This window comes from Roseibium sp. (assembly GCF_965229775.1).
Lineage (GTDB): Bacteria > Pseudomonadota > Alphaproteobacteria > Rhizobiales > Stappiaceae > Roseibium.
Genome location: NZ_OZ245929.1, coordinates 5,725,874 through 5,751,969 on the forward strand (window position 1 = coordinate 5,725,874; position 26,096 = coordinate 5,751,969).

At 61.3% G+C, this 26,096-nt stretch carries 23 protein-coding genes; 11 read left to right on the forward strand and 12 right to left on the reverse strand.

Annotated elements, in window-relative coordinates:
* Positions 1 to 37: 37 nt before the first annotated feature.
* Together flbT and flaF are read left to right on the forward strand one after the other, a co-directional pair.
* Positions 38 to 532 carry a flagellar biosynthesis repressor FlbT gene (gene flbT, locus ACO07N_RS26130; protein WP_421983800.1) on the forward strand — a complete coding sequence of 165 codons (495 nt, stop codon included), beginning with the start codon at positions 38 to 40 and terminating at the stop codon, positions 530 to 532.
* Entirely contained in the window at positions 414 to 806 is a 393-nt protein-coding gene (gene flaF / locus ACO07N_RS26135; RefSeq protein WP_421983801.1) for a flagellar biosynthesis regulator FlaF, read from the forward strand. The genes flbT and flaF overlap by 119 nt, the downstream gene beginning before the upstream one ends.
* Positions 807 to 914: 108 nt before the next feature.
* Here flaF and ACO07N_RS26140 read toward each other — a convergent pair whose 3' ends face one another.
* The 3 genes from ACO07N_RS26140 to ACO07N_RS26150 all read right to left on the reverse strand — a co-directional run bounded on the left by ACO07N_RS26140 (position 915) and on the right by ACO07N_RS26150 (position 5,786).
* A complete protein-coding gene (locus ACO07N_RS26140) occupies positions 915 to 2,450 on the reverse strand; it encodes a flagellar protein (protein WP_421983802.1) in 1,536 nt (511 codons plus the stop codon).
* Positions 2,451 to 2,458: 8 nt separating this feature from the next.
* The gene (flgK, locus tag ACO07N_RS26145; protein ID WP_421983803.1) at positions 2,459 to 4,312 is read right to left on the reverse strand and encodes a flagellar hook-associated protein FlgK; all 1,854 of its coding nucleotides are present in this window, start codon (positions 4,310 to 4,312) and stop codon (positions 2,459 to 2,461) included.
* Between the two features lie 73 nt (positions 4,313 to 4,385).
* Positions 4,386 to 5,786, reverse strand: coding sequence for a flagellar hook protein FlgE (locus ACO07N_RS26150; RefSeq protein ID WP_421983804.1), 1,401 nt, complete (start codon positions 5,784 to 5,786; stop codon positions 4,386 to 4,388).
* A gap of 310 nt (positions 5,787 to 6,096) precedes the next feature.
* Here ACO07N_RS26150 and ACO07N_RS26155 point away from each other — a divergent pair, with 310 nt between their 5' ends.
* The 3 genes from ACO07N_RS26155 to ACO07N_RS26165 all read left to right on the forward strand — a co-directional run bounded on the left by ACO07N_RS26155 (position 6,097) and on the right by ACO07N_RS26165 (position 8,082).
* A complete protein-coding gene (locus tag ACO07N_RS26155) occupies positions 6,097 to 6,942 on the forward strand; it encodes an AAA family ATPase (protein WP_421983805.1) in 846 nt (281 codons plus the stop codon).
* Between the two features lie 16 nt (positions 6,943 to 6,958).
* Entirely contained in the window at positions 6,959 to 7,507 is a 549-nt protein-coding gene (locus ACO07N_RS26160) for a hypothetical protein (protein ID WP_421983806.1), read from the forward strand.
* 65 nt (positions 7,508 to 7,572) lie between these two features.
* A complete protein-coding gene (locus ACO07N_RS26165) occupies positions 7,573 to 8,082 on the forward strand; it encodes a SixA phosphatase family protein (protein ID WP_421983807.1) in 510 nt (169 codons plus the stop codon).
* Positions 8,083 to 8,202: 120 nt separating this feature from the next.
* Here the strand turns inward: ACO07N_RS26165 and ACO07N_RS26170 are convergent, their stop codons facing one another.
* A complete protein-coding gene (locus tag ACO07N_RS26170) occupies positions 8,203 to 11,397 on the reverse strand; it encodes a calcium-binding protein (protein ID WP_421983808.1) in 3,195 nt (1,064 codons plus the stop codon).
* Between the two features lie 36 nt (positions 11,398 to 11,433).
* A complete protein-coding gene (locus ACO07N_RS26175; RefSeq protein WP_421983809.1) occupies positions 11,434 to 11,904 on the reverse strand; it encodes a toxin-activating lysine-acyltransferase in 471 nt (156 codons plus the stop codon).
* A 270-nt stretch (positions 11,905 to 12,174) separates the two neighbouring features.
* Here ACO07N_RS26175 and ACO07N_RS26180 point away from each other — a divergent pair, with 270 nt between their 5' ends.
* Both ACO07N_RS26180 and ACO07N_RS26185 read left to right on the forward strand, forming a co-directional pair.
* Positions 12,175 to 13,560 (forward strand): DUF3179 domain-containing (seleno)protein, encoded by a 1,386-nt coding sequence (locus ACO07N_RS26180; protein WP_421983810.1) that lies wholly within the window; start codon positions 12,175 to 12,177, stop codon positions 13,558 to 13,560.
* Between the two features lie 23 nt (positions 13,561 to 13,583).
* Positions 13,584 to 13,871 carry a hypothetical protein gene (locus ACO07N_RS26185; RefSeq protein WP_421983811.1) on the forward strand — a complete coding sequence of 96 codons (288 nt, stop codon included), beginning with the start codon at positions 13,584 to 13,586 and terminating at the stop codon, positions 13,869 to 13,871.
* Here the strand turns inward: ACO07N_RS26185 and ACO07N_RS26190 are convergent.
* The gene (locus ACO07N_RS26190; RefSeq protein ID WP_421983812.1) at positions 13,842 to 14,786 is read right to left on the reverse strand and encodes a helix-turn-helix domain-containing protein; all 945 of its coding nucleotides are present in this window, start codon (positions 14,784 to 14,786) and stop codon (positions 13,842 to 13,844) included. The two genes, ACO07N_RS26185 and ACO07N_RS26190, sit on opposite strands and share 30 nt — an antisense overlap.
* Positions 14,787 to 14,950: 164 nt before the next feature.
* On the opposite strand from ACO07N_RS26190, the gene ACO07N_RS26195 reads away from it, so the two are divergent.
* Together ACO07N_RS26195 and ACO07N_RS26200 are read left to right on the forward strand one after the other, a co-directional pair.
* Positions 14,951 to 15,970, forward strand: a complete 1,020-nt coding sequence (locus tag ACO07N_RS26195; RefSeq protein ID WP_421983813.1) for a carbon-nitrogen hydrolase family protein — start codon at positions 14,951 to 14,953, stop codon at positions 15,968 to 15,970.
* A 55-nt stretch (positions 15,971 to 16,025) separates the two neighbouring features.
* Positions 16,026 to 16,691 carry a pyridoxamine 5'-phosphate oxidase family protein gene (locus ACO07N_RS26200; protein ID WP_421983814.1) on the forward strand — a complete coding sequence of 222 codons (666 nt, stop codon included), beginning with the start codon at positions 16,026 to 16,028 and terminating at the stop codon, positions 16,689 to 16,691.
* 334 nt (positions 16,692 to 17,025) lie between these two features.
* Here the strand turns inward: ACO07N_RS26200 and ACO07N_RS26205 are convergent, their stop codons facing one another.
* The 6 genes from ACO07N_RS26205 to ACO07N_RS26230 form a co-directional block, all read right to left on the reverse strand.
* Entirely contained in the window at positions 17,026 to 17,556 is a 531-nt protein-coding gene (locus tag ACO07N_RS26205; RefSeq protein WP_421983815.1) for a DUF995 domain-containing protein, read from the reverse strand.
* A gap of 41 nt (positions 17,557 to 17,597) precedes the next feature.
* On the reverse strand, positions 17,598 to 18,551 hold the full coding sequence (locus ACO07N_RS26210) for a glycoside hydrolase family 26 protein (RefSeq protein ID WP_421983816.1): 954 nt from the start codon (positions 18,549 to 18,551) through the stop codon (positions 17,598 to 17,600).
* Between the two features lie 38 nt (positions 18,552 to 18,589).
* Positions 18,590 to 20,470 (reverse strand): glycosyltransferase family 2 protein, encoded by a 1,881-nt coding sequence (locus ACO07N_RS26215; protein WP_421983817.1) that lies wholly within the window; start codon positions 20,468 to 20,470, stop codon positions 18,590 to 18,592.
* Between the two features lies 1 nt (position 20,471).
* Positions 20,472 to 21,452, reverse strand: a complete 981-nt coding sequence (gene galE / locus ACO07N_RS26220) for a UDP-glucose 4-epimerase GalE (protein ID WP_421983818.1) — start codon at positions 21,450 to 21,452, stop codon at positions 20,472 to 20,474.
* Complete coding sequence (locus ACO07N_RS26225) at positions 21,452 to 22,501, reverse strand: UDP-glucuronic acid decarboxylase family protein (RefSeq protein ID WP_421983819.1); 1,050 nt, start codon at positions 22,499 to 22,501, stop codon at positions 21,452 to 21,454. The genes galE and ACO07N_RS26225 overlap by 1 nt, the downstream gene beginning before the upstream one ends.
* A gap of 391 nt (positions 22,502 to 22,892) precedes the next feature.
* The gene (locus ACO07N_RS26230; RefSeq protein ID WP_421983820.1) at positions 22,893 to 23,234 is read right to left on the reverse strand and encodes a hypothetical protein; all 342 of its coding nucleotides are present in this window, start codon (positions 23,232 to 23,234) and stop codon (positions 22,893 to 22,895) included.
* A gap of 244 nt (positions 23,235 to 23,478) precedes the next feature.
* Here ACO07N_RS26230 and ACO07N_RS26235 point away from each other — a divergent pair, with 244 nt between their 5' ends.
* Positions 23,479 to 24,972, forward strand: a complete 1,494-nt coding sequence (locus ACO07N_RS26235; RefSeq protein WP_421983821.1) for a YcjX family protein — start codon at positions 23,479 to 23,481, stop codon at positions 24,970 to 24,972.
* Positions 24,969 to 26,021 carry a YcjF family protein gene (locus ACO07N_RS26240; protein ID WP_421983822.1) on the forward strand — a complete coding sequence of 351 codons (1,053 nt, stop codon included), beginning with the start codon at positions 24,969 to 24,971 and terminating at the stop codon, positions 26,019 to 26,021. The genes ACO07N_RS26235 and ACO07N_RS26240 overlap by 4 nt, the downstream gene beginning before the upstream one ends.
* The last annotated feature ends 75 nt before the right edge of the window (positions 26,022 to 26,096 follow it).

Consider the following 26,096-nt stretch of genomic DNA (forward strand, 5'->3'; position numbering starts at 1 on the left):
GTGTTTGACGGCGATACTCAAGCGTGGAGGTCACGGAATGGCGCTCAAGGTCGAGCTAAAACCGGGCGAAAGGATTATCATTGGTGACAGTGTCATCACAAATGACAATCAGCGGACCCGTCTGTTTATCGAAGGCCAGGCCCCCATTCTGCGAGAAAAGGACATTCTCACGCCCGCCACGGCGGACACGCCTGCGAAACGCGTCTACCTGGCCGTTCAGCTCATGTATTTGTCCACGGATCTGGAGCGAATTCAGGAGAATTACTTCACTCTCGTAAACGACATTGTGAAGGCGGCGCCGAGTACGATTCCCTACGTTACTAGAATTAGTAACGCCATCCTAACCGGCGCCTTCTATAAAGCACTTAAAGAAGCACGCAAGCTTATCGAGTATGAAGGGACGCTGATCGGTCATGTACAAACAGGCAGCGCAAGCTTACCAGAAAACGAGCCAGGCGGCGGTGTCACCGAGGGAGCTGGAAGCGAATCTGCTGATGAAAGCCGCAGCTCGGCTGCAGCTGATCAAGGATGAATGGGAAGAGTCCTCGCTTGCCGAGAAAGACGATGCACTGGTCTATAATCGCAAGCTCTGGAGCATACTTGTAACCTCGGCAACCAGCGACGAAAGCCAGTTGCCGCAGGATATCAAGAACAACATCGCGTCCCTTGCCGTCTTCGTCTTCAAGCAGACCATCACGGTCATCACGACGGACGACCCCCAGAAAATCAACACGCTCATCAGCATCAATCGGGCAATCGCGGAAGGTTTGCGCGCGCGAGCCGAGAACGCCGATAGCACCGAATGACGGTCTGAAACGAGATCCGAATGCAAAAAGCCGGAGCAATTTGCCCGGCTTTTTTTGTTTGAGTTGCGCGGCTGAACGCGCGGCCTCGCCCTGCCCTTCAAATAGACTCTAGAGGTAGTCGGACAGACTTAGGTTGAAGACGATCGAAGACGCCCTGTAGGAGACTTCGATGTTGTTCTGGAGCTGAAGGATCTCGGCGGCGACCTGGTTCTGGTCGATACCCTCGATCTCGGCGATCGTCCCCTCGTAGGTGCTCTTCATCTGCACATGCCGTTCGCTCGTCAGCGAGACCGTCCTGTGCGTGATCGCAATGTCGGTTGCGATGTCGACAATACCCGACTGGTCGACGCCGACCGGCTGCAGGATGCCGCGCAGATTGGCCGACAGCTCGTTGTAGTATTCTTCGTCGGTCTGCGTACCGCCGGAAAAGTCGGCTGCCACAAAGGTCGCGAGAGACTGCACGAGTTCCTTCAGGGGCGTTTCGTTCGCCCTGACGCCGTAGCTCACCGTCAGACTGGAATCGATGACCGCATTCTTGTCGCCGCGTGCATCCGTCGTCGCGGTGTTACGTCCGGTGTACCATTCGACGGTCGTCGATGCGCCTGAAGTCAGCGCTGTCGCAGTGTCGAACGGAGGCCCGTCGACCCGCAACGGTTCTTCACCGGAGAACGTGGCAAAGAACTCGTCCGATGCCCATTCGTCGGATACGGCGCGCAGCGTCGTCTGGGCGTGGTTCTCGATTTCATCCGTGAGTGCCGTCAGAAGGTTCTGTGCTGTATCCTCCAGATCCACACCGATCGCGAACGTTCCTTCCACTTCGCTTGTCGAAGCGGCGGTGAGCTCAATCGTGATCGTTTCGCTGTGCGTTGGCGGAAGGCTGAGTTCGACCGTGATGCTGTCTCCGAGGTTCGGCTGACCCGTGAACTGGACGTCAAAACTGTCCGGATCCGCTCCGAGCGGCCCCGTGAGCGTCGCGTTTGTCAGCGTCGACGTCACGCTCGAAATATCGAACCCGAAGTCATGCGCACCGTCTTCCGCGATCGTGAACGTCGAGTCCGTCGGCACGATGCCCGCATAGTTCGTCGTGAGCGGGGAAATCGTCAGCCGGCCGTTGTCAGCCGCGCCGAGATTGGCCTGCTGGTATTCGCTGAGATAGGTCTCCAGGCCATCACGCCCGCCCTCTCCCTTCATGATCGCATCCAGGGCAGCGACGGGATCGCTAATCGCGTCGGTCCCACCGAAAATGTAGTACCCGGCAATCTCGGTATTCAGGATGTTGAGCGCTTCCGTCAGCAGCAGTTCGGCGCGCGTCTGTGTCTGGGTCTGGCCGTCGTCCTGAAGGATGAAGTCGTTGGAATCCAGAGCCGACTTGGAATCCTGCCGCAGCGATTCCAGCCGTTCAAGAGACATGGACAGCGTCTCCAGGTGCAGATTGGATATGGTTATCGTTTCCTGGTAGCTCTCGATCAGACTGACCTTCTGTGTCAGCTGAATGTCCAGCAGCCGGCTGTCGCCGATCTCGCCGTAGGTGGTCCCGACCTTGCCGGTGGCCAGCTGCGTGGTCTTCTCCGACAGCAGGCTGCTCAGATCGCCGAGTTGCTGCGTGAGATAGGATCGTGACGTTGTGATCGTCGAGAAAGTCATTTCGCACCTTAAACGATATTCAGGAGCTCATCGAAGAGATCCTTGACGGTCTGCATGACCCTGGCATTGGCCGCATAGGCGTTTTCGAGCTGCACCATGAAGGCAAGTTCGGTATCCAGATCAACGGCATAGCTTTCTTCGTAGCGGACAGCGAGATTGACCGTCAGCGTCTCCTTGGCCGTGGCAAAGGTCTTGGCGTCTTCCGCCTGGTTGCCCTGGAAAGCGATCGTGTTGTTGACGTAGCTGATCACGGTTCCCTGAAACGGGGAGTCCGGGCTGCCGATACCCGCCTCGGGATCGAAATACACGACGCCGGAGTTCAGGGCGTTGAGCAGAAACTCGGGCCGCGCCGGATCGTTGGACGTGTTGGCCGTTGGTGTCGTCTGGTAGTCGATCAGCAGCGAACCGTCGGCGATGAGAGCGGGATTGACGCTGATGCCTGCTGCATATCCGACCCGCTGCCCGCCGGATTCCAGCGCATCGGTGAACAATTCGGTGCCTGCACGCTGATCGACAAAAATCGCAAGTCCGAGCCCCTGGTCGCTGTCCGCTGACACCGTGACACTCGCTGAAAGGCTCTGCACGCTTGTGGGCGCACCCGTGTTGCCCAGAACACGCAGGTTGTCCGACCCGTCATTGCTGACCTGAAGGCCTGTTGCCGCAAGGGCAGCCGTTATGTTCGTGATGTAGGTCGCCGGCGTTCCGCTCGAGATGTCGATCCCGAACACGGTGTCGTTCGGATTTGCCGTCGCCGTGTCGTCGAGCGGCAGCAGGCTCGGATCCGAAACCGCCAGAAGGGTAACGGTCTGCGCGACGCCGCCGGTATCGGTGTATTCCAGGGTGATCGTGTTTCCAGGCTGCAGTCCCGAAACATCGAGATCAAACCCGTCGTCGGGTCCGACCGTGACAGCAGTGCTTTCAACCGGCACGTTCGAAAACGCCAGCGAAATCTCGGCTGCGATCGTATCGAGCTGCCTCTGGGCCTCCACCAGGATTTCGTCCCGCAGTTCGGCGGTCGCAATCATTGCGCCCGAGTTCGACGCGGCGATCACGTCGTAGGTTGAACCGCCCGGCGTGGTTGCCAGAACCGTTTGACCGGCGACACCGGGCTGCAGTGAATGTGTCGTGACGAAGCTCAGTGTGGAGGCCTGGCCGTCGGAGTAGAGTTGCTGACCGTCTGCGGTCTGGATGAACAGTGTGTTGTTGGCACCGTCCGCAACCTCGACGTCGAGATACCCGGACAATTGCTCGATCAGCCGGTCCCGTTCGTCTTCCATGTCTGCCGTCGACACGTTGGACTGGGTCGCGTCGCGGATCGCCGAGTCGATGTCTTCGATGCTTGTCAGCAGGTTGTTGACGGTCTGGGTCTGGAGCGACAGGGAATCATCGGCTTCCTGCCGCAGATCGCCTATCCGCTCGTACGCGCTGTTCAGCTCGCGGGCAAAAGCCTCTGAAGCGGCGATCACCTCCTGCTGCGCAGTGTAGTTGCTCGGGTCGTTCATCAGCGACGACAACGCGGAGGAAAGGTTTCCGACCAGCGTTGAAAGTCCGGCATTGTCGCCGATCGTTCCGAAAATTTCGTCGAGGCGGCCGGTATAGCTGGAAATCTGCTTTGCGTAGTTGGTATCGGCCAGCGAACCGAAATAGTCCGCCTGGATCTTCTCATCGATGATCCTGGTGATCTCGGTGGCGGTAAGCCCGGCAACATTGCCCTGCCCGTCGAAATACGCTTTCGCCGAGATAGTCTTCTTCGAATAACCGACGGTGTCCGCATTTGCGATGTTGTTTGCGGTCACATCCAGCTGGCGCTGATTGTAGGTGATGCCGAAGACCGCGGTGTTCAGGGCGCTTGAAAGACCCATGGCGGGTTCTCCTTTGACGGACGCTACTGCGCCGGAACCGCCAGCAGGTCAGGACCTGCTGGCGGCGAACTCATTACCGGACCATGTTCAGGGCATCGTCCAGCATCTCATCCGCGGAGGTCACGATCCGCGAATTCGCCGAATAGGCCTGCTGGGTGATGATCAGCTTCGAAAACTCGTCCGCGATATCCGCATTGGAAAGTTCGAGGTTGTTGGCGAGGATCTGCCCGCCGCCTGTCAGATCCGCTTCACCGGAAGATGTCGTCGCGGCAAAGGCGGCCCCATCGACCCGTTTCAGGTTCTGTTCGGCCTCGAATGTCGCAAGCGGGATCTCGAAGACGGCACGCTGCTGGCTGTTCGAGTAGCTTGCAATCACCCGGCCCGATTCATCGACGGCAACACCCGTCAACTCGCCGGCCGGATAGCCATCCTGATCCAGGGAAACGGAACTTGCGGCCCCATCCGGGTCGGAATACTGGGTCAGCGAGAACTGGGTCAGCCCGGCATTGGCAAAGGAAATGCCGACACCTGTCGCATCGGTCCCGGCGATGGTCAGCGTCGCGATGTCAAATCCGTCGCTCGTTCCGTTGACCGTCCCGATCGAACCAGCGGTCATGTTGGTCAGCGTACCGGTGCTGTCGAATTCGACGTCGCCGACATCGTAATAGGCGGTGGTCGCATCTCCGCCGGAGCCGATATACATCGTCCAGGTATCATTCACCGCAGGAGGCCCGGCCGCGGCATTTGCCGTCTTGGCGTAGCGGACCTCGACATTCATCGCGGTGCCGTTCTGGTTATAGATCGTGATCGAGCCGCCGGAAATGGAGCTGTTCAGGAAATCGGTCTCGTTGGCCACCGCCACGTCACCGGCACCCACGGACGAAGCGAGCAGTGCCGTGGACGCCGTGGAACCGTCATAGTCGTTCGTGTTCGGAATACGCGGCAGGTTCGCCTGGTAGTCGACCTGCGTCGTCGCGGACGCGGCAAGGGGCTGGTTGTCGATCTGGATCACGGTTGGATCGTCGCCCACCGGGTTGCCTGTCACCGCATCAAGCGGAAAGCCCTGCAGGTAGTATCCGGCGCTGTTGACCAGGTAGCCGTCCTGATCGCGCTCGAAGTCACCTGCGCGGGTGTAAAAGGTTTCGTCGGCGAACGTCGTTGATCCGTCAACCACATCGGCTGCCTGCGTCACGACGAAATAGCCCTCGCCGTTGATCGCCATATAGGTGTCGACATCCACCTGGGTGATATCGCCCTGGATCGTGTTCGTCGCCCGCGATGTTGCATACGTCGTGCCCGCAACCTGCGAGCCCTGGGTCGCTCCGCCTCCCGAGACCAGATCGGAGAAAGTTGTATCGAGTCGTTTGTAGCCGGTGGTCTGCGAATTGGCGACGTTACCGGAGATATTCTCCAGCGCGATCGCCTGCGCCGTCAAACCGGAGACAGCTGAGTTGATAGCCCCATAAATACCCATGATGCGTCCTCTTTATAGATCGGGCATTGCGCGAATGGGCTCACGCCCATGATCAGACCATGTCCGCAAAGGCCGTGCCAGTTCACCCGAAGAACTGATTTCTATAATTTTTTCAGATACTTATTTCATTTTTCGGAATCATTTCCTCACCTGAACCTTTTGCCTGGCCCACTCTTGCCGGGCAAAATCTTCCGGCCAGCTGGGCAAGACTGTCCCGCCCGGACGCTGCCGACTGTGCCCTTTTTGCGGGCTTGCTTCCTGCGGCCGGGCCTGCCAGTTTCCGGCCAGGAGTTGAACAACGGACGGCAAAATGCGCTTTGAAGGAACAGACGATTACATTGCAACGGAGGACCTTCGTGTCGCGGTCAACGCGGCCGTGGCTCTTGAGCGGCCCCTCCTGGTGAAGGGAGAGCCCGGCACGGGCAAGACCGTGCTTGCCGAACAGGTGGCAGCGGCCCTCGGAGCCCGGCTGATCGAGTGGCACGTGAAATCCACCACCAAGGCGCAGCAGGGGCTCTACGAATATGATGCCGTGTCGCGTCTGCGCGACAGCCAGCTCGGCGATGAGCGGGTCAAGGACATCAACAACTATATCCGCAAGGGCAAGCTCTGGGAGGCCTTTGAAGCGGCTGAAAGGCCGGTGCTCCTGATCGACGAGATCGACAAGGCGGACATCGAATTCCCGAACGACCTTCTGCTCGAACTCGACCGCATGGAGTTTCACGTCTACGAAACGGGTCAGTCCGTCCAGGCAAGACAGCGGCCGGTCGTGATCATCACGTCGAACAACGAAAAGGATCTGCCGGACGCCTTCCTGCGCCGCTGCTTCTTCCACTTCATCAAGTTTCCGGACGCCGACACGATGGCGGAAATCGTCGAGGTTCACTTCCCCGGCATCAAGAAGCGGCTCCTGTCGGAAGCCTTGCGGCTGTTTTTCGATGTCAGGGACGTTCCAGGGCTGAAGAAAAAGCCGTCGACCTCGGAACTGATCGACTGGATCAAGCTTCTCCTGAACGAAGACATCGATCCGGAAACCCTTCGTCAACAAGATGGCAGCAAACTGATACCTCCTTTGCATGGTGCCCTTTTGAAGAACGAACAGGATGTCCATCTGTTTGAGCGGCTTGCCTTCATGTCCCGCAGGGAGCGCACCTGAAGCCCCGGAGGGCTCGTTGAGACAGCGTATTGCCAGACTGCTCTTGTGGAGCTGCATCGCACTGCAATCCGCGGCAAGCGCCGTGGTTGCCCCGGCGCACGCCCAGGTGCCCCCGGAGAAGGAAGCGGGCTGGCAAAGCGACGTCGGCGGCTTGCGCCACTTTATGGGACTGCGCTGTCCCGACCAGATCGGCCCCTTTTTCCGGATCAAGGTTCTGGAAGGCGGGGCGACCAGTCTGGCCGGGTGCATATACACCGGCAAAGACGGCATGACTGCAGTCCTGCGCCAGCACGTCCAGGACACAGGACGCCGCGAGGCGATCAGCTTTTCAAGAAACTACAAGGCCGCCGGGTTCGAAGAAGTGCAGCTGAGCGGTGCCGCATCCACCGGGATTTCCTTCAGGACGAGAAGCTGGACACCCACCAGCCTGTGTGAAACGCTCTGGCACTTTGCCGGAGCGGACGCCGATTTCACGCTCTGGCTGTCCTACACGCTTCCCACGCAGCAGGATGAGGTCGGACCCGCGGTGACGGCCTTTACCGAAGTGCTTGCACAGCAAAACTGAAGACGGCATTTGCACAATCGCCCTCAAGTCATTTATTGAGACAGAGAACCAACTGGAACTCTGTTATGCGCTTGCTTTTGCTACGACACGCCAAGTCCGACTGGGGAGACGCGGAGCTCCCCGATATTGACCGGCCGCTGAACGCACGGGGCAAGGCGGCGGCCGTCACGATGGCGCGCTACCTGCGCGACCAGAAACTGCAGCCGAGCGTCATCCTGTGTTCCACGGCTCAAAGAACCCGTGAGACGCTGGCCCGCCTGCTTCCCCATGCGCCGCAGGAAGCCCATATCGAACTCATTTCAGATCTCTACTGGAAGAGCGAAGACGGATATGGCGCGATCATTCGCAAGCACGGCCACAGGGCACAGACCCTGATGGTGATCGGCCACAATCCGGCAACGGAGGACACCGCGCTGGATCTCGTCGGCACAAGCGCACCCGAAGCCCTCGCCGATCTTGAGGAAAAGTATCCGACCGCCGCACTCGCCGTCATCGATTTCGACATCACGGACTGGTCCGAGCTTGGGTCGGGCACCGGACACCTGGAACGATTCGTCAAGCCGCGCGATCTCTAGGATAGGCCCGGTTTCCTTACCTGGAGACGCTCGCAAAAGATCTGGGGCGGCCAACCGGCCGCCCCATTTAGTGGCTCCATCTCGTTTGCGATAGAACGGATGAGACTGCTTACGATCGGATCAGATGAAATCCGTCTCCGGGATCGCCATGCCGACGGCGCTGGTGCCATGGCCCTGGGCTGCGGCGAGATCGGCCGCAGCCGCATCGCCTTCGGCAGACCCGAACGCACCAAGCGTTTCGGCCGCACCAGCCAGGAGATCGAGGATGTCGCCGGAAGCAAGAGAGTCAGTTCCGACCGTGACATCTTCCACGGCGAAGCTGAAGTCGTCCATGGGATCTGTCTCGTTGTAGATCGCTTTCAGATCGAACTGGAAGCTGTCCGCACCCTGAACAACCTTGAGCCATTCAACCGCGGTCGCGTCCTCGTCCATGCCGTGAACGGTCGCCACGGTCTTGTCGTCGAGCTGGATCTGAAGCGCATCATCCGCCTTGACGAAATGGAAGGCATCCTCGTCCATCGCCTGAAGCGAGAAACTGCGCAGCTCGATGACATCATTGCCGTCCGGCGTTTGCGAGATATCGTCGAGAACCGGCAATTCGACACCGAAACTCTCCAGGAACGACTTCACACCGTCGGTCGCACGCTCGGCAATGGTCGCTTCGCCGTCCGCCCAGATGGTGTAGGTATCGTCGCCCGCCTCACCGGAGAGGAAGCCCTCCCCTGCGAGCACATCGGCACCGACACCGCCCATGACCACGTTCGCCTTGACTTCGTAGGCTCCCAGACCGGTCGCCAGATCGAAGTCGGGGCTGAAGTCGGTCACTGCGTCGATCAGCTTGCCGATCGGCTCGGTGATGCCTTCGATGGCGTTGACCGTCGCCGTCAGCGCCGAGCGGAAATCCTGAACCCAGGGCACGTCGGTCAGGGCGTCATGGATGACGATCTTGGTGAAATCCATGACATCCATGATGATATCCGAGCCCGAGCCGCCGGCGAAGAAATTGCCGAAGCTGAAGGAGATCTCGGCGAGGTCTTCGATGCTCGCGTCCTCACGGTCCATGGCAAGAACATCCGCCATTTCACCAAGACCGTTTGCGGTCAGCACGAGATCGTCGCCAGCCCCGCCCATGACGAGCGAGTTGGCATCTGCAAGGCTCAGCAGAACGTCGTTGTCCGCGCCGCCATGCGCAATGGCGCCGGGGCCTTCGGCCACCATCAGGTCGGCACCCTCGCCGCCGAGCTGCGCCGTGACGACGATCTCGGATGGCAAGGCGCCGGTCACGATGCCGCCCTTGCGGTTGCCGTCGCTGTCAGTCTCGGTGTTGAGCGAAACGGACGCAGCCGCATCCTCACCGAGGGAGAGGCCAAGCATCACGTCCGTGCCCGCGCCGCCATACTGGAACGAGGCTGCGGCCTTGTACTGGGGCGCGACGACCTTTGCCGCGGCAACCATCACGTCGGAGCCCTCGCCGCCGAACTGCGCGACGCCCTGGCCACCGCCGACCAGGATGTCATTTCCCGCGTCGGCATATTGAACGACGCCGATACCGCCGCCGACCATGACATCGTTGCCCTGGCCCATCACCTGGGTGGTCATGCCGCCGGCACCGAACGCATAATCCTTGCCGGATCCGCCGAATTGCAGATTGTTGGTGCCGCCACCGACAAGAACGTTGGTGCCGCCACCGTCGGTTTCGAAGTATTCATCGAAATTCTCGATCACCTCGGCGAACTTGCCGTCATCGAAGCCGAGATCCGACGGAATGGCACTCCACAGGTGATCGCCGAACTGGATGTTGTTCGCGCCACCGGCCATCAGGAAGTCATCATCAGACCCGCCGATCTGGATGTTCGCTCCGCCGACCGCGAAGAGCTTGTCCTTGCCGCTGCCGCCATGCTGCAGGTTGAGCCCCGCGACACCGACGAGCACATCCTCGCCGTCGCCACCGAACTGGCCGACATTCACGCCGAGACCGTAAAGCTGATCGTTGCCCGAGTCGCCGAACTGAAGGTTGCCGTTGCCGGCCGCCGCCAGCAGGTCTTCACCGTCGCCGCCGAACTGGATATTGGCAACGCCGAGTGCCTTCATCTTGTCGTCGCCCGTGCCGCCGAACATGGTGTTCACGCCACCGAGCGCCAGCATTTCGTCATTGCCGGCGTCACCATGGACAACGTTGACACCGCCGATCGCCTCGATTTTGTCGTCACCGGCTCCACCGTTCAGGACGTTGACGCCACCGGCCGCCTTGATCGTATCGTTGCCATTGCCGCCAAACGCCGTCGTGGCTCCGGCTTTCGCCTCGATGAAATCGTCGCCGTTGTCGCCGTGAATGACGTTGTTCACGCCGTAGCCGTACATCGCGTCGTTGCCGTCACCGCCGCGCATGACGTTGGACGCACCGTGTCCTTCCATGCGGTCCGCGCCGTCATTGCCGTTCATGACGTTCGAGGCACCGTAACCGGTCATGTCATCGTTGCCGGTTCCGCCGTGCATGACATTGGAGGCGCCGTGGCCCTCCATCGTGTCGTCACCGCTGTCGCCGTACATCACGTTGGAAAGGCCGCGGCCTTCCATGTGGTCGTTGCCGGTTCCGCCGCGCATGACATTGGAGGCTCCGTAGCCGTACAATTTGTCATTGCCGCTGTCGCCGTTCATGACGTTCGATGCACCGTAGCCTTTGAGCGTGTCGTGATCGTCGCCGCCATACATGACATTCGAAGCGCCGCGGCCTTCCAGCGTGTCATTGCCGTCCTCGCCGCGCATGACGTTGGAAGCACCATAACCCTTCAGCGTGTCGCTGCCGGTGCCGCCATACATGGTGTTGGAGGCACCATAACCGTAGAGGCTGTCGTTGCCGGAGCCGCCCTTCATCTTGTTGGTGACGCCGTAGCCGTAAAGCTTGTCGCTGTAGCTGCCGCCATCCATGTCGTTGTAGGCGCCGTATCCCTTGAGCGTGTCGTAACCGCTGTCGCCCCGCATGACGTTTTTCGCGCCATATCCGTAGATCGTGTCGTTGCCGGTACCGCCACGCATTTCGTTATAGGCGCCGTATCCGTACAGCTTGTCGGAGCCGCTGTCGCCCCAGAGGTAGTTCTTGGCACCATAGGCCTTGACGGTATCGTTTCCGGAACCGCCGCGCAGGTAGTTGAGCGGAGCCCAGCCGCCGACGAAATCATTGCCCGATCCGCCGCGCAGATCGTTCTTGATTGCCGAGTAGCCGTAGAGCTTGTCGTTGCCCGACCCGCCGTCCTTGTTGCCGTAAAGGCCATAGAGTTTGTAGGTCTGGTGAATGCTTTTGGATGAAGAGCCCATAATGAAAGGTCCTTTGTTAAATCGGAAAAAAGGGAATTACGCCGCGTAGGCGCGTGCTTTTACGGGACGGCCGTTCTGGTCACGGCCCGGGTGCTGGACGATGCGCAGGACATGTCCATTTCCATCGCGGCGGACCGACCGCAGGGCGCGGTCTGGGAAGACGGTCCGCTTGAGATCCCGGGCGGTCTGGAAACCGTCTCCGAACGGGGCGATGAAATCTATGACGACCGGATTGGACCCGTTGTTCCACTGGTCCGGTTCCGGTAGTTGATCCTGATGAAGAACGGCGTCTTCCGTTGCCGCGTCGAGCCAGGCCCATGTCGCAAGGGCGACCGGCAGTCCGCCGCGCCGCCAGATGCGCAGCTGACCGAGCATCAGCGGCGGCAGGATCAGCGCTCCGATTTCGGAGACGCTCCGGTCCCTGTGCAACGGGCTTTCGGCCATGAGCACATGGGCCTCGCCGAGCATGGCGAAGGTGGTCTGTTTGTCGATCTGAATGCCGGTCATCTTGCAGCTCCTGACAGCGTTTGTGTTGTCAGAAAGCTAGGTTCGGCCCTGTTTGATCGTTATGGGGTCAATCCCCCAATCGGCATGCATCCAGCTTTCGCAGGACGGCTGCACACGGCTTCTCGCAACTTCTCACCGAATGCTGATGCATCGTGATTGGCCTTCAATCACGCCGGACGCTCTTTATTGGACGACCAGTGTGCCGCCCGGTTGAAGCTATGAACGCGCAAGGGCCGCGCACCCAATGTTCGTCAGGTGAAAGGTGCTTTCATGGCTCTGGCAATTGCAACTCAGTCCCGCATCGCTTTCGTGGCGTCGATCATGGCGCTGTGCGTCTCCTGGACAGGCGTGTCGCAGGCCGAACAGGCGTCTGCCCTTCCCGGCTACGTGATCGAACAATACGGCGCGCCGCCCGAAATCCCGGACGGACCGTTGTCCGACAGCCTGAAAGCCGCCGTCGACGCAGCCTTTGTCGACAGCATAAAGCAGTCGGCGTGGGGACGAGACCAGACGCTGGCGCTCACCGAGGTTGCGGACTCAAAAGACCCGCGCCTTGTCTGGATCATCAGCGACCTGATGCGCTTCACCGCCGGTTCGCAACTGAGCACCGCGCTCACCGACGCGGCCTCTAAACTCCTGCAGAAACAGATCCCGGTCGACAACAACTGGGGTGTCATCACCGATCACCTCATCGCCTGGGACATTCCCGCACCGCCCGACTACCTTGCGGTCAAGCGCGGCATCTTCACCACGATCGTTCCCGGTTGGGACCGGATTTTCGTGGAAGGCGACATCGACTGGCGCCACGTGTCCTGGGGCGGTGTCCTGATCGACAACCGCGCCTACGACACGACAGACGAGATCTGCAACTGCATTCCTGCCGCCGACAACCCCGAGGTCAGCAGTGCCGAAGAAGCGACCTGGCTGAAAGACGATGATATCGTCTTCGGCGTGGGCGTGAACGGCGAGTACCGCGCCTATCCGCGGCGCATCATGGAAGTTCGCGAAATGGTCAACGATACCCTCGGCGGACGCGACCTGGGAATTCCCTATTGCACCCTGTGCGGCGCGGCGCAGGCCTATTTCACCGACCAGTTGCCGGGCGGTGTCGAACGCCCGATCCTGCGCACCTCCGGACTGCTGATCCGCTCCAACAAGGTCATGTATGACGTCAACACCTATTCGGTCTTCGACACCTTCCTCGGCAAAGCCGTTACCGGCCCTCTCCGCGACAAGGGCGTCCAGCTCGAACAGGCAAGCGTCGTGACAACGGATTGGGGAACCTGGAAAAAGGCCCATCCGGAAACGACCGTGCTGGTGGAAAGACTGGCGCTTGGCCGGGACTTCGACTTCCGCAACGGCCGTGACGCCAATGGTCCGATCTTCCCCGTCGGCGACGTCGATCCGCGCCTGCCGGTGCACGAGGACATCATCGGCATTGTCACGGCGTCCGGAAAGCCTGTGGCCTTCCAGCGCAGCAAGGCCATGGCCGCCCTGCAGAAAGGCGACGAGATCACGTTCGAGAATGTCCGCCTTGAGCTGGATGCCGGCGGGATCCGCGCCGTCGATGCGGATGGCTCCGACCTCGGCAGCCACCAGGCCTTCTGGTTTGCCTGGTCCCAGTTCCACCCGGGAACCGAACTATGGCCGGGCTGAGACGCTAGGGTATGGACCCATAAATGAAGCCGATTTGGCGGCAGAAATGGCAAAATCTCGCGAGGAAGCGTGCGCAGAGCGGGCTTTTTGCCCGGTCAAGTGCGGTGACGCTGCGAGGTAAAGCCATTTTGCCGTCCTTCGGATTTGGCTGTTTTGGCCATCCGCCACGTCGCGAAAGGCTTGAAAATGAACCACATTTCCTGCGCTTTAGCTCCTTGCTGCTGGTCAAAACGATCCAAACCAAATTGACTTCATTTATGAGTCCGTACACTAGTCCGGCATCAGCCGTTGGCGCGGTAGTCCCGCGGTGACCTGCCGAAACGTTCCTTGAACATGCGTGCCAGGCTCTGCTGGCTCGGAATGCCCCAACGATAGGCTATGTCCGCGATCGAATGGCGGGCATAGCGGCTGTCCTTCAGATCCGCCGCAATCCGGTCGAGACGCAATGTCCTGATCTCCGACGAGATCGCCCGGCCGTCGCTGCGATACAGCTCGGAAAGACGCCGCAACGACAGGCCCATGGCGGCCGCAAGCGCATGGCGATCGAAATCGGGATCCCCCAGGTTGGCGCGTATCTCTGCATCGGCACGCAGCAGGATCTGCTGCTCCGGCCTGCTGAGTTCGAACCGCGTTTCCCTGAGCGACGCGAGGCCGGTCACGAAAAGATCGACAACGGTATCCTGAAGCGAGTGCTGAACCTGCGCCGGTGACTGGTCGATGGCACTGACAAGCCGTACGGCACTGTCGTGAATGATGCGCCCCATCACGCTGCTGCCGGAGACGGATATGCCGGTCATGAGGTCGGCATCCGGCAGGCGGCTCAGCAGCATGTCGCGCGGGATCTGCACGACAAGCTGCCGGAACCTGTCCGGCAATTCGAGGTTATACCGGTCAACGCTGCTGTAGAGCGCGAAATCGCCCGGTTTCAGGCGCGCCTGACGTCCGTCCTGCAGGACGCCGCCTTCCTTCTGCATCTGCAGGCTGATCAGGAAGCTGTCTTCACCGGCCCGCGCGATATCCCGGCGCCGGCGCCGCACCGACTGCTGGCTGCCCGATACGAAGGAGGCGGAAAGCCGGGACAACCGGTTGAGCAGGATCTCGCCGCGAAAATCGTCCGGACGTTCGCATTGGCAGTCGAGGTGAACATAGGCATCGCAGACGGCTTCACGCCAATAGGCAAAGCCCTCGGTCTGCCGGACGCTTTCCGTGCTCAGCAAAATCGCCATTCACCGCCACCTCCTATCCCGACAGAATTAGCACAGCGCGCCCGTTTTGCGAAGTTTCAGCGCCTTTGTGCCCGGAATGCGCGCTTTTTCCGCCCGGAATGAGAAGTCGGCATCCCGCCGGTATGACACTGTGGATGCAAGCGTCATATCGTGGAGGACAACTCATGACTGCTCCCTTCAAGGCGGCCGCCGTTCAGGCGTCACCCGTGTTTCTGGACCTGGATGCCAGCGTCGACAAGGCCATCGGACTGATCGAGGAGGCTGCATCCCAGGGTGTCAAGCTGATCGCCTTTCCCGAAACCTATCTGCCGGGCTACCCCTGGTACATCTGGCTGGATGCAACGGCCATGTACATGCCGCTTGTTCCCCGCTACGCCGCAAACTCCATCAAGGAAGGCAGCGAACAGGACAAGCGCCTGGCGCAGGCAGCCAAGGACAACGACATGCATGTCGTCATGGGGCTTTCGTGGAACGTCAATGGAACCCTCTACATGGGCCAGTGGCACTACGGACCAGACGGCGAAGTCATTTCCCGGCGCCGCAAGCTGAAACCCACGCATGTGGAACGCACCGTCTTCGGGGAAGGCGACGGCAGCGACATGTCGGTTCACGAGACCGAACTCGGCCGGATCGGCGCCCTGTGTTGCTGGGAGCATATCCAGCCGCTGAACAAATACGCCATGTTCTCGCAGAACGAACAGATCCACGTCGCCGCCTGGCCCAGCTTTTCGCTCTACGAAGGCGGCGCCTACGCACTCGGCCCGGAAGTGAACGAGGCGGCCAGCCGCATCTACGCGGTCGAGGGGCAGTGCTTCGTCCTGGCTGCCTGCGCCACGGTCTCCGAAGAGATGTCCCAATTCCTGTGCGACACGCCGGTAAAGCAGCAGCTGCTCAAGACCGGCGGAGGGCATGCCCGCATTTTCGGCCCGGACGGCGCGCCGCTCGGAAACAATCTCGCACCGGATGAGGAAGGTCTGGTGATCGCCGATATCGATCTCAACATGATCGCCATCGGCAAGGCCGCCGCCGACCCGTGCGGTCACTACTCCCGGCCCGATGTCTTCCGGCTGATGTTCAACAGGAAACCCAGCCCGCCGGTGATGAGCTTCGACAACGAGGCCGCCCGCTATGTCGAGCAGGACGAAGCGGATGCCGCAGCCGTCATGGCGAATGCCGCCGAATGAGACTTCTGCCGGGGCGCAAGCCACGCGCTGCGCCCCGGCCAACCCGGAGGCCGACATGCCGACAGCCGATGAATTCTACACAAGCGCGCAGCGGGACCTTCAGGCCCGGTTCGGGACCGCCAAACTGGCGGATACCGTTGTCGCCGCCATCGTCCGCGACGAGATCGAAGACCCCCATGTGCCGTTCATCGAAAGCCGCGATTTCTTCTTCCTGTCGACGGTCAGCGCGGATGGCGAACCGACGGTCAGCTACAAGGGTGGCCCCGTCGGGATCGTGAAGGTTCTGGACCCGCACACCCTGGTGTTCCCGAGCTATGACGGCAATGGCATGTTCAAGTCGATGGGCAACATCAAGGCCGCCGCGAAGGTCGGTCTTCTGTTCATCGACATGGAAACACCCAACCGCATCCGGGTGCAGGGCACTGCCAGCCTGAGCGAGGACGACCCGGAGCTCGCCCGCTATCCCGGCGCGAACATGCTGGTCCGCGTGGACGTGACCTCGTGCTTCCTGAATTGCGCCCGCTACATTCACAAGCACAAGCGCATTTCGGCGAGCCCGTACGTGCCCGACGACAAGGGCGCGCAGCCGCATCCGTCCTGGAAACGGATCGACATGGTGCAGGATTCCCTGCCTGAAGATGCCAGAGCCCGCACCGCCGCCGAGGGCGGAACCATCACGATGGACGACTATGCGGAGAAGCTGATGGCCGGCGAATCCTGAACGTTGGCAGCAGCCAGGACTAGGCTACGGACCCACAAATGAGGCTGAAATGGCATGCGAAATGGCGAAATCCCGTCAGGAAGGGTGCGCGGAGCGGGCTTCGTGCCCGGTCAAGCACGCTGACGACACGGGGTGAAGCCATTTCCATGTCCTTCGGATTTGACCGGATTGCGTCTCTCCCGCGTCGCGGAAGGCTTGAAAATGAACCACATTTCCAGCGCTTCCGCTCCTTGAGGAGAAGCAATCCGCCTCAAACCATTTCCGCCTCAATTATGGGTCCGTACCCTAGCAAACCGTGCCGCCCGGATTGACGGCACGGTTCGTGCGGTCCCCCTCAGGCAGCCTTGTCCAGTTGTGACTTGATCCGGTTCATTCTCCGGCTGACATAGTCGCCTTTCTTCAACTTGCGGATCTCGTTGCTGCGCAACGCCGGCGTCGACTGGAACGCGTACCAGTCACCCTCCCCGACCTTGCGCTGGTAGATCGTGTTGCCGTCCTTGCGGTGGGCAAAGCAGGTGACAGCGGGCGCAGACCCGTCCGCCGCGACCCAGGTGGCATTGAAACAAAGGGTGCCGTCCGCCTTGATGAACCAGTTTCCCTCGCCGTAGGACGCATTCCGGCCGCGTCCGGAGTAGGCCGAAAAGGTGCGCTTGCTGTTGGCGAAATAGCCCGCGCCATCGCTCCAGATCCAGGACCTGTTGGCATAGAGCCCGAACACCTCGTCGACCGACATCGGGCTTGCGGCCCGGGCGGCGGCGTTCACCTGTTGCTGTGTCGCCGCCTCGGCGCTGTCGGACATTCCGACCACAAGACCGGCTCCCGCGATCGAGGCTGCGATCGCCAATGCTGTGACTTTCTGTTTCATTTCAAGGCTCCTCTTTGTCAGCTTGCCGGTTGGGCCCGTGCTCATGAATTCGCGGGCAGGATCTGTTCCGTGATCCGCCAGTCGGGCAGACCGTAGCCATCCGGCCAGGGCCAGACTTCCTTGTCGTTGAAATAGATTACGGTGGTGAGCTCCGGGAATTCATTGCCGACGGCGGTGACGTCGCCGGCCCAGTCGGAGACATAGGCGCGGTCGCCGACATAGCCGAGTTCGGCTACGTAAACCGGTTTGCCGAAGCCGACGACACGGTCATAGGCCGGGCGCAGGGTTTCGGAAAAAGACCGGTCGCCGCCGAACTTGTCCTTGTCCCATTGCTGCAGGCCGAAGATCGACAGGCCGACGACGTCGGCATAGTCATCACCCGGGTAATAGGCCTGCAGCCCTTCTTCACCCTTGGGCGACCACATGAAACGGGCATCGGGAGCGCTGCCGCGGCAAATGTCGACAACATGACGATAGGCGTCGATATAGGCCTCCGGCTCCCATCCAGACCATGTGAAGCGTCCGGAGGTGCTCTCCATCTCCTGCGCCCAGCGGATCATGACCGGGCTTTCCATGGCCCCGGCGACGGTGCAGATGGCGGAGATGTTCGGGTCATAGTCGCCGGCGGCGATCCCCTGGCGCAACTCGGCGGGAGAAACGTCCCAGTTCTCCCCCCATGTCCAGGGTTCGATGGTGAGAAGCACCGACCGTCCCCGCTCTTTCGCGTATTGGTCGGCAAGCAGAAGGCTCTCCAGCTCGACGTCTTCCCAGGGCAGAAACAGATGCTCGATCGAGACATCGCTTCTGTCGGTGAAGAAACCCGGCGGATCATAGGCGCCGAAGGCAATATCCGCGCTCGGTTGGGGAACGATGACACCTGCATCCGTGTTGCCGTTGGCAACCTGTGCCACGGCCACCATCGAGGCGGCACCCACGACCGTCGCGAGAATGCCGGTCCGGATCGATATCTTCGGTAGGTTTGCTGTCTGTTTCATTTCAAGCTCCAGATCGTTGTGTCGCTTCGTGCAACGCACTAGACCGGTCGCGCGGCTTCACCCGCGGCCTCGGCCTGCCGATTGAAAAAAGGATGGGACGGTGCCACGAGATGCGGCCGTATGCGGACGGTCCTGACACCTGCGCTGCCCATGCCGGCACCGGCAACCGCGTAAGTGGACCGCGTCAGCTTGACCGGCTCGGCTCCGATCTCCAGCGCTTCCATGCCGGCAGGCCCCCTCAGACCGAGCGCGGTGGCCGGCAGCACCGCCAGCAGCGCGACGGCAGCGCCCTGCAGGCAGGGACGCCAGTTGAACGCAGCGCCGGGTCGGCCGTTTTCCCGCGCATGCTGGACAATAATGACGGCCAGCAGGCAGACGTAGATCACCGCATTAAGGGTCGCGAAGAGGTAGAACCCCCGCGCCTCGCCGACCTCGGAAAACGCCAGAACGGGCAAAACGGAGACGAGCGCAAGCACCGCGTAGGGCACGAGAACGCGGACCGGCAGCTGCGCGGCGGCATCCCTACCCTTGGGTGTGACCCGGAAGTCGACGAACGAACCGGTCAGCCAGTCCCGGAACGCCGCGAGACATCCCAGCATCGCCCAGGGCCAGCGCGCGGCCTGGAAGAACAGGGCCTCCCAGCTCAGCACTTTTGCATTGTAGGGACGGCACCAGCCGTCCTGCTTCCACCAGAAGGCCATCGCCACCAGGACGGCGGAGATCGGCAGGAAATGCAGCAGGAACTGGGGATAGGTCACGTTGGCAAACGGCACGCCCGCAACAAGGGCGACAACCGGCAGGGCGAACATCGCCGTCATGAAAAACGCGAACAGCGGATACCAGATCTGCGCAAACAGAAACTGGAATTTCAGCCTCGGCGGCAGCTTGCCGATGGTGCCCGGCATGTATTGCAGAAGGATCGTGACCAGGCTTCTCGACCACTGGAATTCCTGCGTCACGAGATCCGCGAAACTGTTGGGGCCGTCGCCATGCGCGATGGCATCGATGGCATGCACCCCGCGCCAGCCACCGGCATTCATCAGAAGTGTCGTCGAGTGGTCTTCAGCCAGCTCGGGACCGAGGCCCCCGATTTCCTTGAGTGCCGCCGTGCGCACGGCGTAGTGCGAGCCGATGCAAAGCGGCGCCCAGCCGTTGGTGTACCCGGCCTGCAGAGCGCCGTGCAGCGTCCCTTCCGCATAAAGGCGTCCGCGTGCTGCCCAGCTCCGGTCCGCGTTGCTGTCGCAGATGCTCGGCGCTGACACATAGCCGACCTCCGGGTCCGCGAACGGCGCCATCACCTTCTCAAGGTAGTCCGGCTCCGGAACGTGATCGGCATCCAGTTGGCTGACGAAGTCATAAGCATCGTAGCCATGGTAATCGTAGAAGAACGCCAGGTTGCCTTCCTTGCAGCGGGTGCGGCGCGGCCAGGTCTGCAGGTGATAATCGGGCCTGTTCTTGCGCGTTGAGATCTTCACCCCGTTTTCGGCACACCAGGCGATCGTTTCAGCGCTCGGATCTTCGTCCGCAAGCCAGGTGTCATGGTCCATGGTCTGGGCCCGCATGGCCTGCAAGGTCTTTTTCACCACCGGAAACGGTTCGGAAGGGGCTTTCGTGACGACCATTGCCACGCGCGCCCCCTTCGGAAGGCGCAGTGCCGGGTTCGGCACCTTTGCCGGAATGAACATGGCCAGGAAGTAAAGTGGCAGGAACGTGATCCACGCCAGTATCACCGAAACCGCCAGGTAACGGAGCGTGCCCGCATTGTGACTCGGATCCAGCCACCAGTTCCAGAAATAGAAGATGGCTGCAATCCAGAGCCCGACGCCGGCGAGATAGCGCAGCTTTTGGCCGCGCGACAGCATCGGCACCAGGAAGGGTGCCGGTGCCTCGTTCGGTGATTTTTCAGGGCCGTTCCGCATGTCACCGTGTCTCCAGGCCGAAGAACGGAGCTGCCGTCCGCACGATCGTGTCGATGTCCGAATAACGCGCCTTGAAACCTATTTCCGTCTGTGCCCTTTGAGGGTTGGCATAAAGAACCGGAGGATCGCCGGGACGCTTATCCTGCAGGTTGACAGGGACGGGCTTCGCCGTGATGCGCTCCACACTGTTGATGATGTCGCGCACCGAAAGGCAGTTGCCCGAGCCGATATTGTAGGCCGCGCTCTCCCCGCCCGTATCCAGGTGGCGATAGGCAAGCACGTGCGCTTCGGCGAGGTCCTGAACATGGACATAATCGCGCAGACACGTGCCATCCTCGGTCTCGTAGCCGTCGCCGTAGACATCGAGATGCGTCAGCCGGCCGGCCGCAGCCATCATTGCCCGCGGGATCAGGTGCGTTTCCGGATCGTGCCACTCTCCAAGCTCGCCTTCCGGATCCGCACCGCACGCATTGAAGTAGCGCAGAATGACGAATTTCAGGCCGTAGGCATGTGCGTAGTCCCGGATCATGTGCTCGGCCATGAGCTTCGTCTTGCCGTAGGGATTGATCGGCTGCTGTTCGCTGTCCTCGCAGATCGGCAACTGGCGCGGGATCCCGTATGTCGCGCAGCTGCTGGAAAAGATCAGCCTTTCCACGCCGGCCGACCTACAGGCATCCAGAACGGAGACTGTCCCGCGGACGTTGTTGTCGTAATAGCTCGCCGGGTCGGCAACGGACTCGCCGACATAGGCCGAGGCCGCGAAATGGATCACCGCTTCGGCATCGAACATGCCGAGCGTCTTCGCAAGCAGCGCCGTGTCCCGGATATCGCCTTCCACGAACGGTCCCCAGCGCACGGATGTCAGGTTTCCCGTGCTCAGGTTGTCATAGGTGACGGGCTCCCAGCCGCTCGACGCAAGCAGTTTGCAGGTATGGCTGCCGATATAGCCGGCACCACCGGTGACAAGAATACGCCTGCGCATCACTCTGCCGCCTCTGTAAAGGCGCTTGCCGCCCGGCTGCGCAGCAGATCGTCGAAATGGGAAATGGTCAGGTCCAGTCCCTGGTCGAGCGTCACTGCCGGCGTCCAGCCGAGGCACTGCCTGGCCTCGGTGATGTCGGGTTTCCTCTGCTGCGGATCGTCGACGGGCTTGTCGAGGAAGACAAGCTTCGACCGCGAACCGGTCCTGGCGATGATTTTCTCGGCCAGCTCAAGGACCGTGAATTCGCCGGGATTGCCCAGATTGATCGGGCCAAGTGCGTTTTCCGGCGTCTGCAAGAGCCTCCGGAATCCTTCTATCAGGTCATCGACATAGCAGAACGACCGGGTCTGCCGGCCGCTGCCGTAGATCGTGATGTCCTCGCCGCGCAGCGCCTGGATGATGAAGTTCGAAACGACACGGCCGTCGTCGGGCCGCATGTTCGGGCCGTAGGTGTTGAAGATGCGAGCGACCTTGATCGGCACCGAACGGGTTCTGGCATAATCGAAGAACAGCGTTTCCGCCGCGCGCTTGCCTTCGTCGTAGCAGGCACGCGGTCCTGTCGGGTTGACGTTGCCGAAATAGCTTTCCGGCTGCGGATGCACAAGCGGATCGCCGTAGACTTCCGACGTGGATGCCTGGAAGGCCGTCGCGCCCGTCAGCTCGGCAAGATCAAGAACGTTGATTGCCCCGATCACGTTGGTTTTCATCGTCCGGATGGGGTCGCGCTGGTAATGCGGCGGCGACGCCGGACAGGCGAGATTGTAGATCTCGTCGAGACTTTCATTGATCCTGGCCAGCGGGGTTTCGATGTCCTGGACGATCAGGCTGAAATTCTGGTAGTCGGTCAGATCCGAGACATTCTCGAACCGTCCGGTCGAGAAATTGTCCAGGCAGATGACCCTGTATCCTTCGCCGAGCAAACGCCTGCACAGATGCGACCCCAGGAACCCGGCGCCGCCGGTTACGAGCGCGGTTTTCACCGGCCTGTAACGCGCAGCACTGATGTCGGACCGCAGTTTTTTTCCGGGTGTCGCACCGTCCGTTTTCATTGCATTCCTCCGAAATCGGCAGCAGCCGGCCATTCGGCAAGCCACGGGGGTTTCCCGGTGCGCCTTCTTGGCAACGGTCCGGGATGAATTTGTCAAAGCGGCACTCCGCTTCGGAGTACCCTTGAGCTTCCGGTTTTCGCAGGTGTGATCCGCCCTCTGCCTTTCGGGCTCAGGTGCCGCCAGACGGAAACAGGGCATCCGCATGCAGCGAATGATTGTATCCGGCAGGCTTCACATCCTGACACTGCAAGAGGTGGATCTGAAGGGGATTAAGTTCAACAAGAACGGCGGGACATTAAATATTCTTAATCCCGCAGCAAGATAGAAGTAATCGTAAGAAAAAGATCAGAAATTCAAATAATTCTGGGAAAGATGAATAGTTTCTGCAGCATCAGCCCTTGCCGGCACGTGCGCGGCACCTGGATTTCTGTCCGAACCCGCTCGCGGTGCAAATCCAGGCCGCATCGCCATGATCGGCCGACATGGCGGACTTCACCTTGTCTGCCGGGCTCGTTGCCGTTGCCACGGTGATCGGCAAGAAGCCGGATTTTTCCGGGATGGCCGAGGCGACCGGCGCAGGTGCCGTCCGTCCAGTGCTGTCCGCTGCCACCCGGGCATTTTCCGGAATGCCCGCAAAACTGCATGAGGCAACGAGCGCCGCTGCCGGCAGCATGGGAACCAGACGCGCGGGAAACACGCCCTTTAAGAAAGTGCAAATTCCTGAAACTGCCATGTCGTTTCCCTGCCGGTTCGGCGTGCGGCTTGTTAGCACCGCATCCCGTTCGATGTTCACCTCTCCCAAGGTCAAACACAAGTTAACAGTCAACCGCTGCAGGCTTAACAACAGGTAAACAGGTGGCAAGCCGTCGAACCGGCACCCGCTGGATCGCCTTTTCCCGGTCACACAAGTTGTCCGCCCCTCTTCCCCAATTGCACTCTTCCTGCCGCTCGCCTACATGAACGCCCTGGAGGTGCTTGTGAACACATTGACTTCGCTGACGGAAGAAACCCGGCTGACGCTGGCAAACCTGGCAGATGCCGCGACCGGCCTGACGGTGCCGAGCCTTCGGCTGGGGGTGACTGGTCTTGCCCGCTCGGGGAAGACCGTCTTTCTGACCGCGCTGGTGCACAATCTCGTTCACGGCGGACGCCTGCCGCTGTTCAGCGCCTCTGCCGGGCGCAGGATGACCTCGGCGCGCCTGCAGCCGCAGCCGGACGACGCGGTGCCCCGCTTCGACTACGAGGCCCATGTCAATGCGCTCGTCAACGAACGGATCTGGCCGGACTCGACCCGGCAGGTCTCCGAACTGCGCCTGACCATCGATTATGAGAGCGCGTCCTTTCTTTACCGCAAACTCGGCCCGGGCCGCCTGCACGTCGACCTGATCGACTATCCCGGGGAATGGCTTCTCGACCTGCCGCTGCTCGGAAAGGATTTTGCCGCCTTCTCCGCCGAAGCCCTCCAGCGTGCCCGCGCCCAGAACCGGACACAGATCGCGGACCCGTTCCTAAAGGCGCTGGCCGGGACCGATCCCGACGATCGCGAAAACGAACAGACCGCGCAGGAACTCGCCGCGCATTTCAAGACCTATCTTGCCGAATGCCGCGCGGATGCGCATGCCCTCTCGATGCTGCCACCGGGCCGGTTCCTGATGCCGGGCGACCTCGACGGCTCCCCTGCCCTGACCTTCGCGCCGCTGGATCTTGCCGCCGATGCGGGCCCGGCGCGCTCCGGCACACTGCGCGCGATGATGGAACGCCGGTACGAATCCTACAAGAACCACGTCGTCCGCCCGTTCTTCCGCGAACATTTTGCAAGGCTCGACCGGCAGATCGTGCTGGTCGACGTGCTGCATGCCCTGAATGCCGGCCCCCACGCGATTGCCGATCTCGAAATCGCCCTGAGCGAGGTGCTCGGCGCCTTCAGGCCCGGAAGACGCAGCTGGCTTTCCTCCATTCTCGCGCGGCGCATCGACAGGATCCTGTTCGCGGCGACCAAGGCGGATCATCTGCACAGCGCCGATCACGACCGGCTTGAGGCGATCCTGAAACGGCTGGTCACCCGTGCGGAGGAACGCGCACGCTTCAAGGGCGCCGAGGTCGATGTCCTGGCAATGGCCGCCGTGCGCGCAACCCGTGAGGCCACCGTGAAGCACCGGGGCGAAGAGCTGCCCGCGATCCTCGGAACTCCTCTTCCCGGCGAGCGGCTGAACGGTGACAGCTACGACGGCAACACCGAAATCGCCATGTTTCCCGGAGACTTGCCGCAGAACCCTGAATCACTTTTTCGCAAAGATGATTCTGTTTCTGAAGCAACCGGTCCCAAGATCCGGAAAGGAAAGTCGAACCTCCAGTTTCTGAGGTTCCGGCCGCCGAAACTGGACACGACCGCGGAAGGCCTGACCCTGTCCCTGCCCCACATCCGACTGGACCGCGCCCTTGAATTCCTGATTGGAGATCGTCTCGCATGAGCGGATCTGAGCCGACAAAAACCCGCAAGCCCGCCGCCTTCCGCCTTGATGACAGCAAGGTGCACCTGTCGGACGACGACCTGAGGGAGCCCGCCGCGGACGAGGCCATTGTCGCCCGCTCGGCGATCGAGGACGACGAGGTCCGGCTGCCGCGCGACGCCAGCGATCCGAAGCCCGGTTTCGGCTTCGGCAAGTGGCTCATGGCCGGGCTCGCCGGCCTGGTCTCGCTGGCCGTCGGCCTCGCGGTCGACAGCCTGATCCGGGATCTTTTTGCACGCACGGACTGGCTCGGCTGGCTGGGTGTCGGCCTTGCGGCAATCGCGGCGCTCGGATTGCTCGGGCTGGTGCTGCGCGAACTGGCGGGCCTGATGAGGCTCGGCAAAATCGATGACTTGCGCGAAAGTCTGCAGATCGCAGCAGAAGAAGACGATGCCAGGCGTGCGACCGCCGGACTGAAAGACCTGCTCGACCTCTACAGGGACCGCCCGGCAACCGCCCAGGGCCGCAAGGCGCTTGCCGGACACATGCGCGAGGTGATCGACGGACGCGATCTCGTCAAGCTGGCCGAGCGGGATCTCCTGTCGCCGCTCGACCAGGAAGCCCGCAAGATCGTCATGAACAGCGCCAAGCGGGTCTCCGTGATCACCGCCGTCAGCCCGCGCGCCCTGGTCGATCTTCTCGTCGTCCTGTTCGAGAACCTGAGGATCATCCGTCGGCTGTCGGCCCTTTATGGCGGCAGGCCCGGAACGCTTGGTTTTCTGCGGCTTGCCAAGCACGTGCTGGCACACCTGGCGGTGACCGGCGGCATGGCGGCCGGCGACAGTCTCGCCTCCGAACTCCTCGGGCATGGCCTCGCCGCCCGCCTGTCGGCCCGACTCGGCGAAGGCGTCATCAACGGTCTCCTCACGGCACGGATCGGCATCGCCGCGATTTCGGTTTGCCGTCCGGCCCCGTTTGTCGACAGCAGCGGGCCGAACGTGAAAGACTTCATGGGCGAACTGATCGCATCCTCGGAAAAGGCCGAGAAGGAAGCCAGGGAGGAGAAGTGACAGGGCCGGCTTTGAACTGCACAACCCCGCATCTTCGCAAATCCCGTCTCGACAGCCTCGACACGGCTGATTAGT

Excerpts from the sequence above, each read along its gene's own strand:
- flbT (WP_421983800.1), top strand. The coding sequence starts at position 38 with ATGGCGCTCAAGGTCGAGCTAAAACCGGGCGAAAGGATTATCATTGGT.
- flaF (WP_421983801.1), top strand. The coding sequence starts at position 414 with ATGTACAAACAGGCAGCGCAAGCTTACCAGAAAACGAGCCAGGCGGCG.
- ACO07N_RS26140 (WP_421983802.1), bottom strand. The coding sequence starts at position 2,450 with ATGACTTTCTCGACGATCACAACGTCACGATCCTATCTCACGCAGCAA.
- flgK (WP_421983803.1), bottom strand. The coding sequence starts at position 4,312 with ATGGGTCTTTCAAGCGCCCTGAACACCGCGGTCTTCGGCATCACCTAC.
- ACO07N_RS26150 (WP_421983804.1), bottom strand. The coding sequence starts at position 5,786 with ATGGGTATTTATGGGGCTATCAACTCAGCTGTCTCCGGTTTGACGGCG.
- ACO07N_RS26155 (WP_421983805.1), top strand. The coding sequence starts at position 6,097 with ATGCGCTTTGAAGGAACAGACGATTACATTGCAACGGAGGACCTTCGT.
- ACO07N_RS26165 (WP_421983807.1), top strand. The coding sequence starts at position 7,573 with ATGCGCTTGCTTTTGCTACGACACGCCAAGTCCGACTGGGGAGACGCG.
- ACO07N_RS26170 (WP_421983808.1), bottom strand. The coding sequence starts at position 11,397 with ATGGGCTCTTCATCCAAAAGCATTCACCAGACCTACAAACTCTATGGC.
- ACO07N_RS26175 (WP_421983809.1), bottom strand. The coding sequence starts at position 11,904 with ATGACCGGCATTCAGATCGACAAACAGACCACCTTCGCCATGCTCGGC.
- ACO07N_RS26180 (WP_421983810.1), top strand. The coding sequence starts at position 12,175 with ATGGCTCTGGCAATTGCAACTCAGTCCCGCATCGCTTTCGTGGCGTCG.
- ACO07N_RS26185 (WP_421983811.1), top strand. The coding sequence starts at position 13,584 with ATGAAGCCGATTTGGCGGCAGAAATGGCAAAATCTCGCGAGGAAGCGT.
- ACO07N_RS26190 (WP_421983812.1), bottom strand. The coding sequence starts at position 14,786 with ATGGCGATTTTGCTGAGCACGGAAAGCGTCCGGCAGACCGAGGGCTTT.
- ACO07N_RS26195 (WP_421983813.1), top strand. The coding sequence starts at position 14,951 with ATGACTGCTCCCTTCAAGGCGGCCGCCGTTCAGGCGTCACCCGTGTTT.
- ACO07N_RS26200 (WP_421983814.1), top strand. The coding sequence starts at position 16,026 with ATGCCGACAGCCGATGAATTCTACACAAGCGCGCAGCGGGACCTTCAG.
- ACO07N_RS26205 (WP_421983815.1), bottom strand. The coding sequence starts at position 17,556 with ATGAAACAGAAAGTCACAGCATTGGCGATCGCAGCCTCGATCGCGGGA.
- ACO07N_RS26210 (WP_421983816.1), bottom strand. The coding sequence starts at position 18,551 with ATGAAACAGACAGCAAACCTACCGAAGATATCGATCCGGACCGGCATT.
- ACO07N_RS26215 (WP_421983817.1), bottom strand. The coding sequence starts at position 20,470 with ATGCGGAACGGCCCTGAAAAATCACCGAACGAGGCACCGGCACCCTTC.
- galE (WP_421983818.1), bottom strand. The coding sequence starts at position 21,452 with ATGCGCAGGCGTATTCTTGTCACCGGTGGTGCCGGCTATATCGGCAGC.
- ACO07N_RS26225 (WP_421983819.1), bottom strand. The coding sequence starts at position 22,501 with ATGAAAACGGACGGTGCGACACCCGGAAAAAAACTGCGGTCCGACATC.
- ACO07N_RS26230 (WP_421983820.1), bottom strand. The coding sequence starts at position 23,234 with ATGGCAGTTTCAGGAATTTGCACTTTCTTAAAGGGCGTGTTTCCCGCG.
- ACO07N_RS26240 (WP_421983822.1), top strand. The coding sequence starts at position 24,969 with ATGAGCGGATCTGAGCCGACAAAAACCCGCAAGCCCGCCGCCTTCCGC.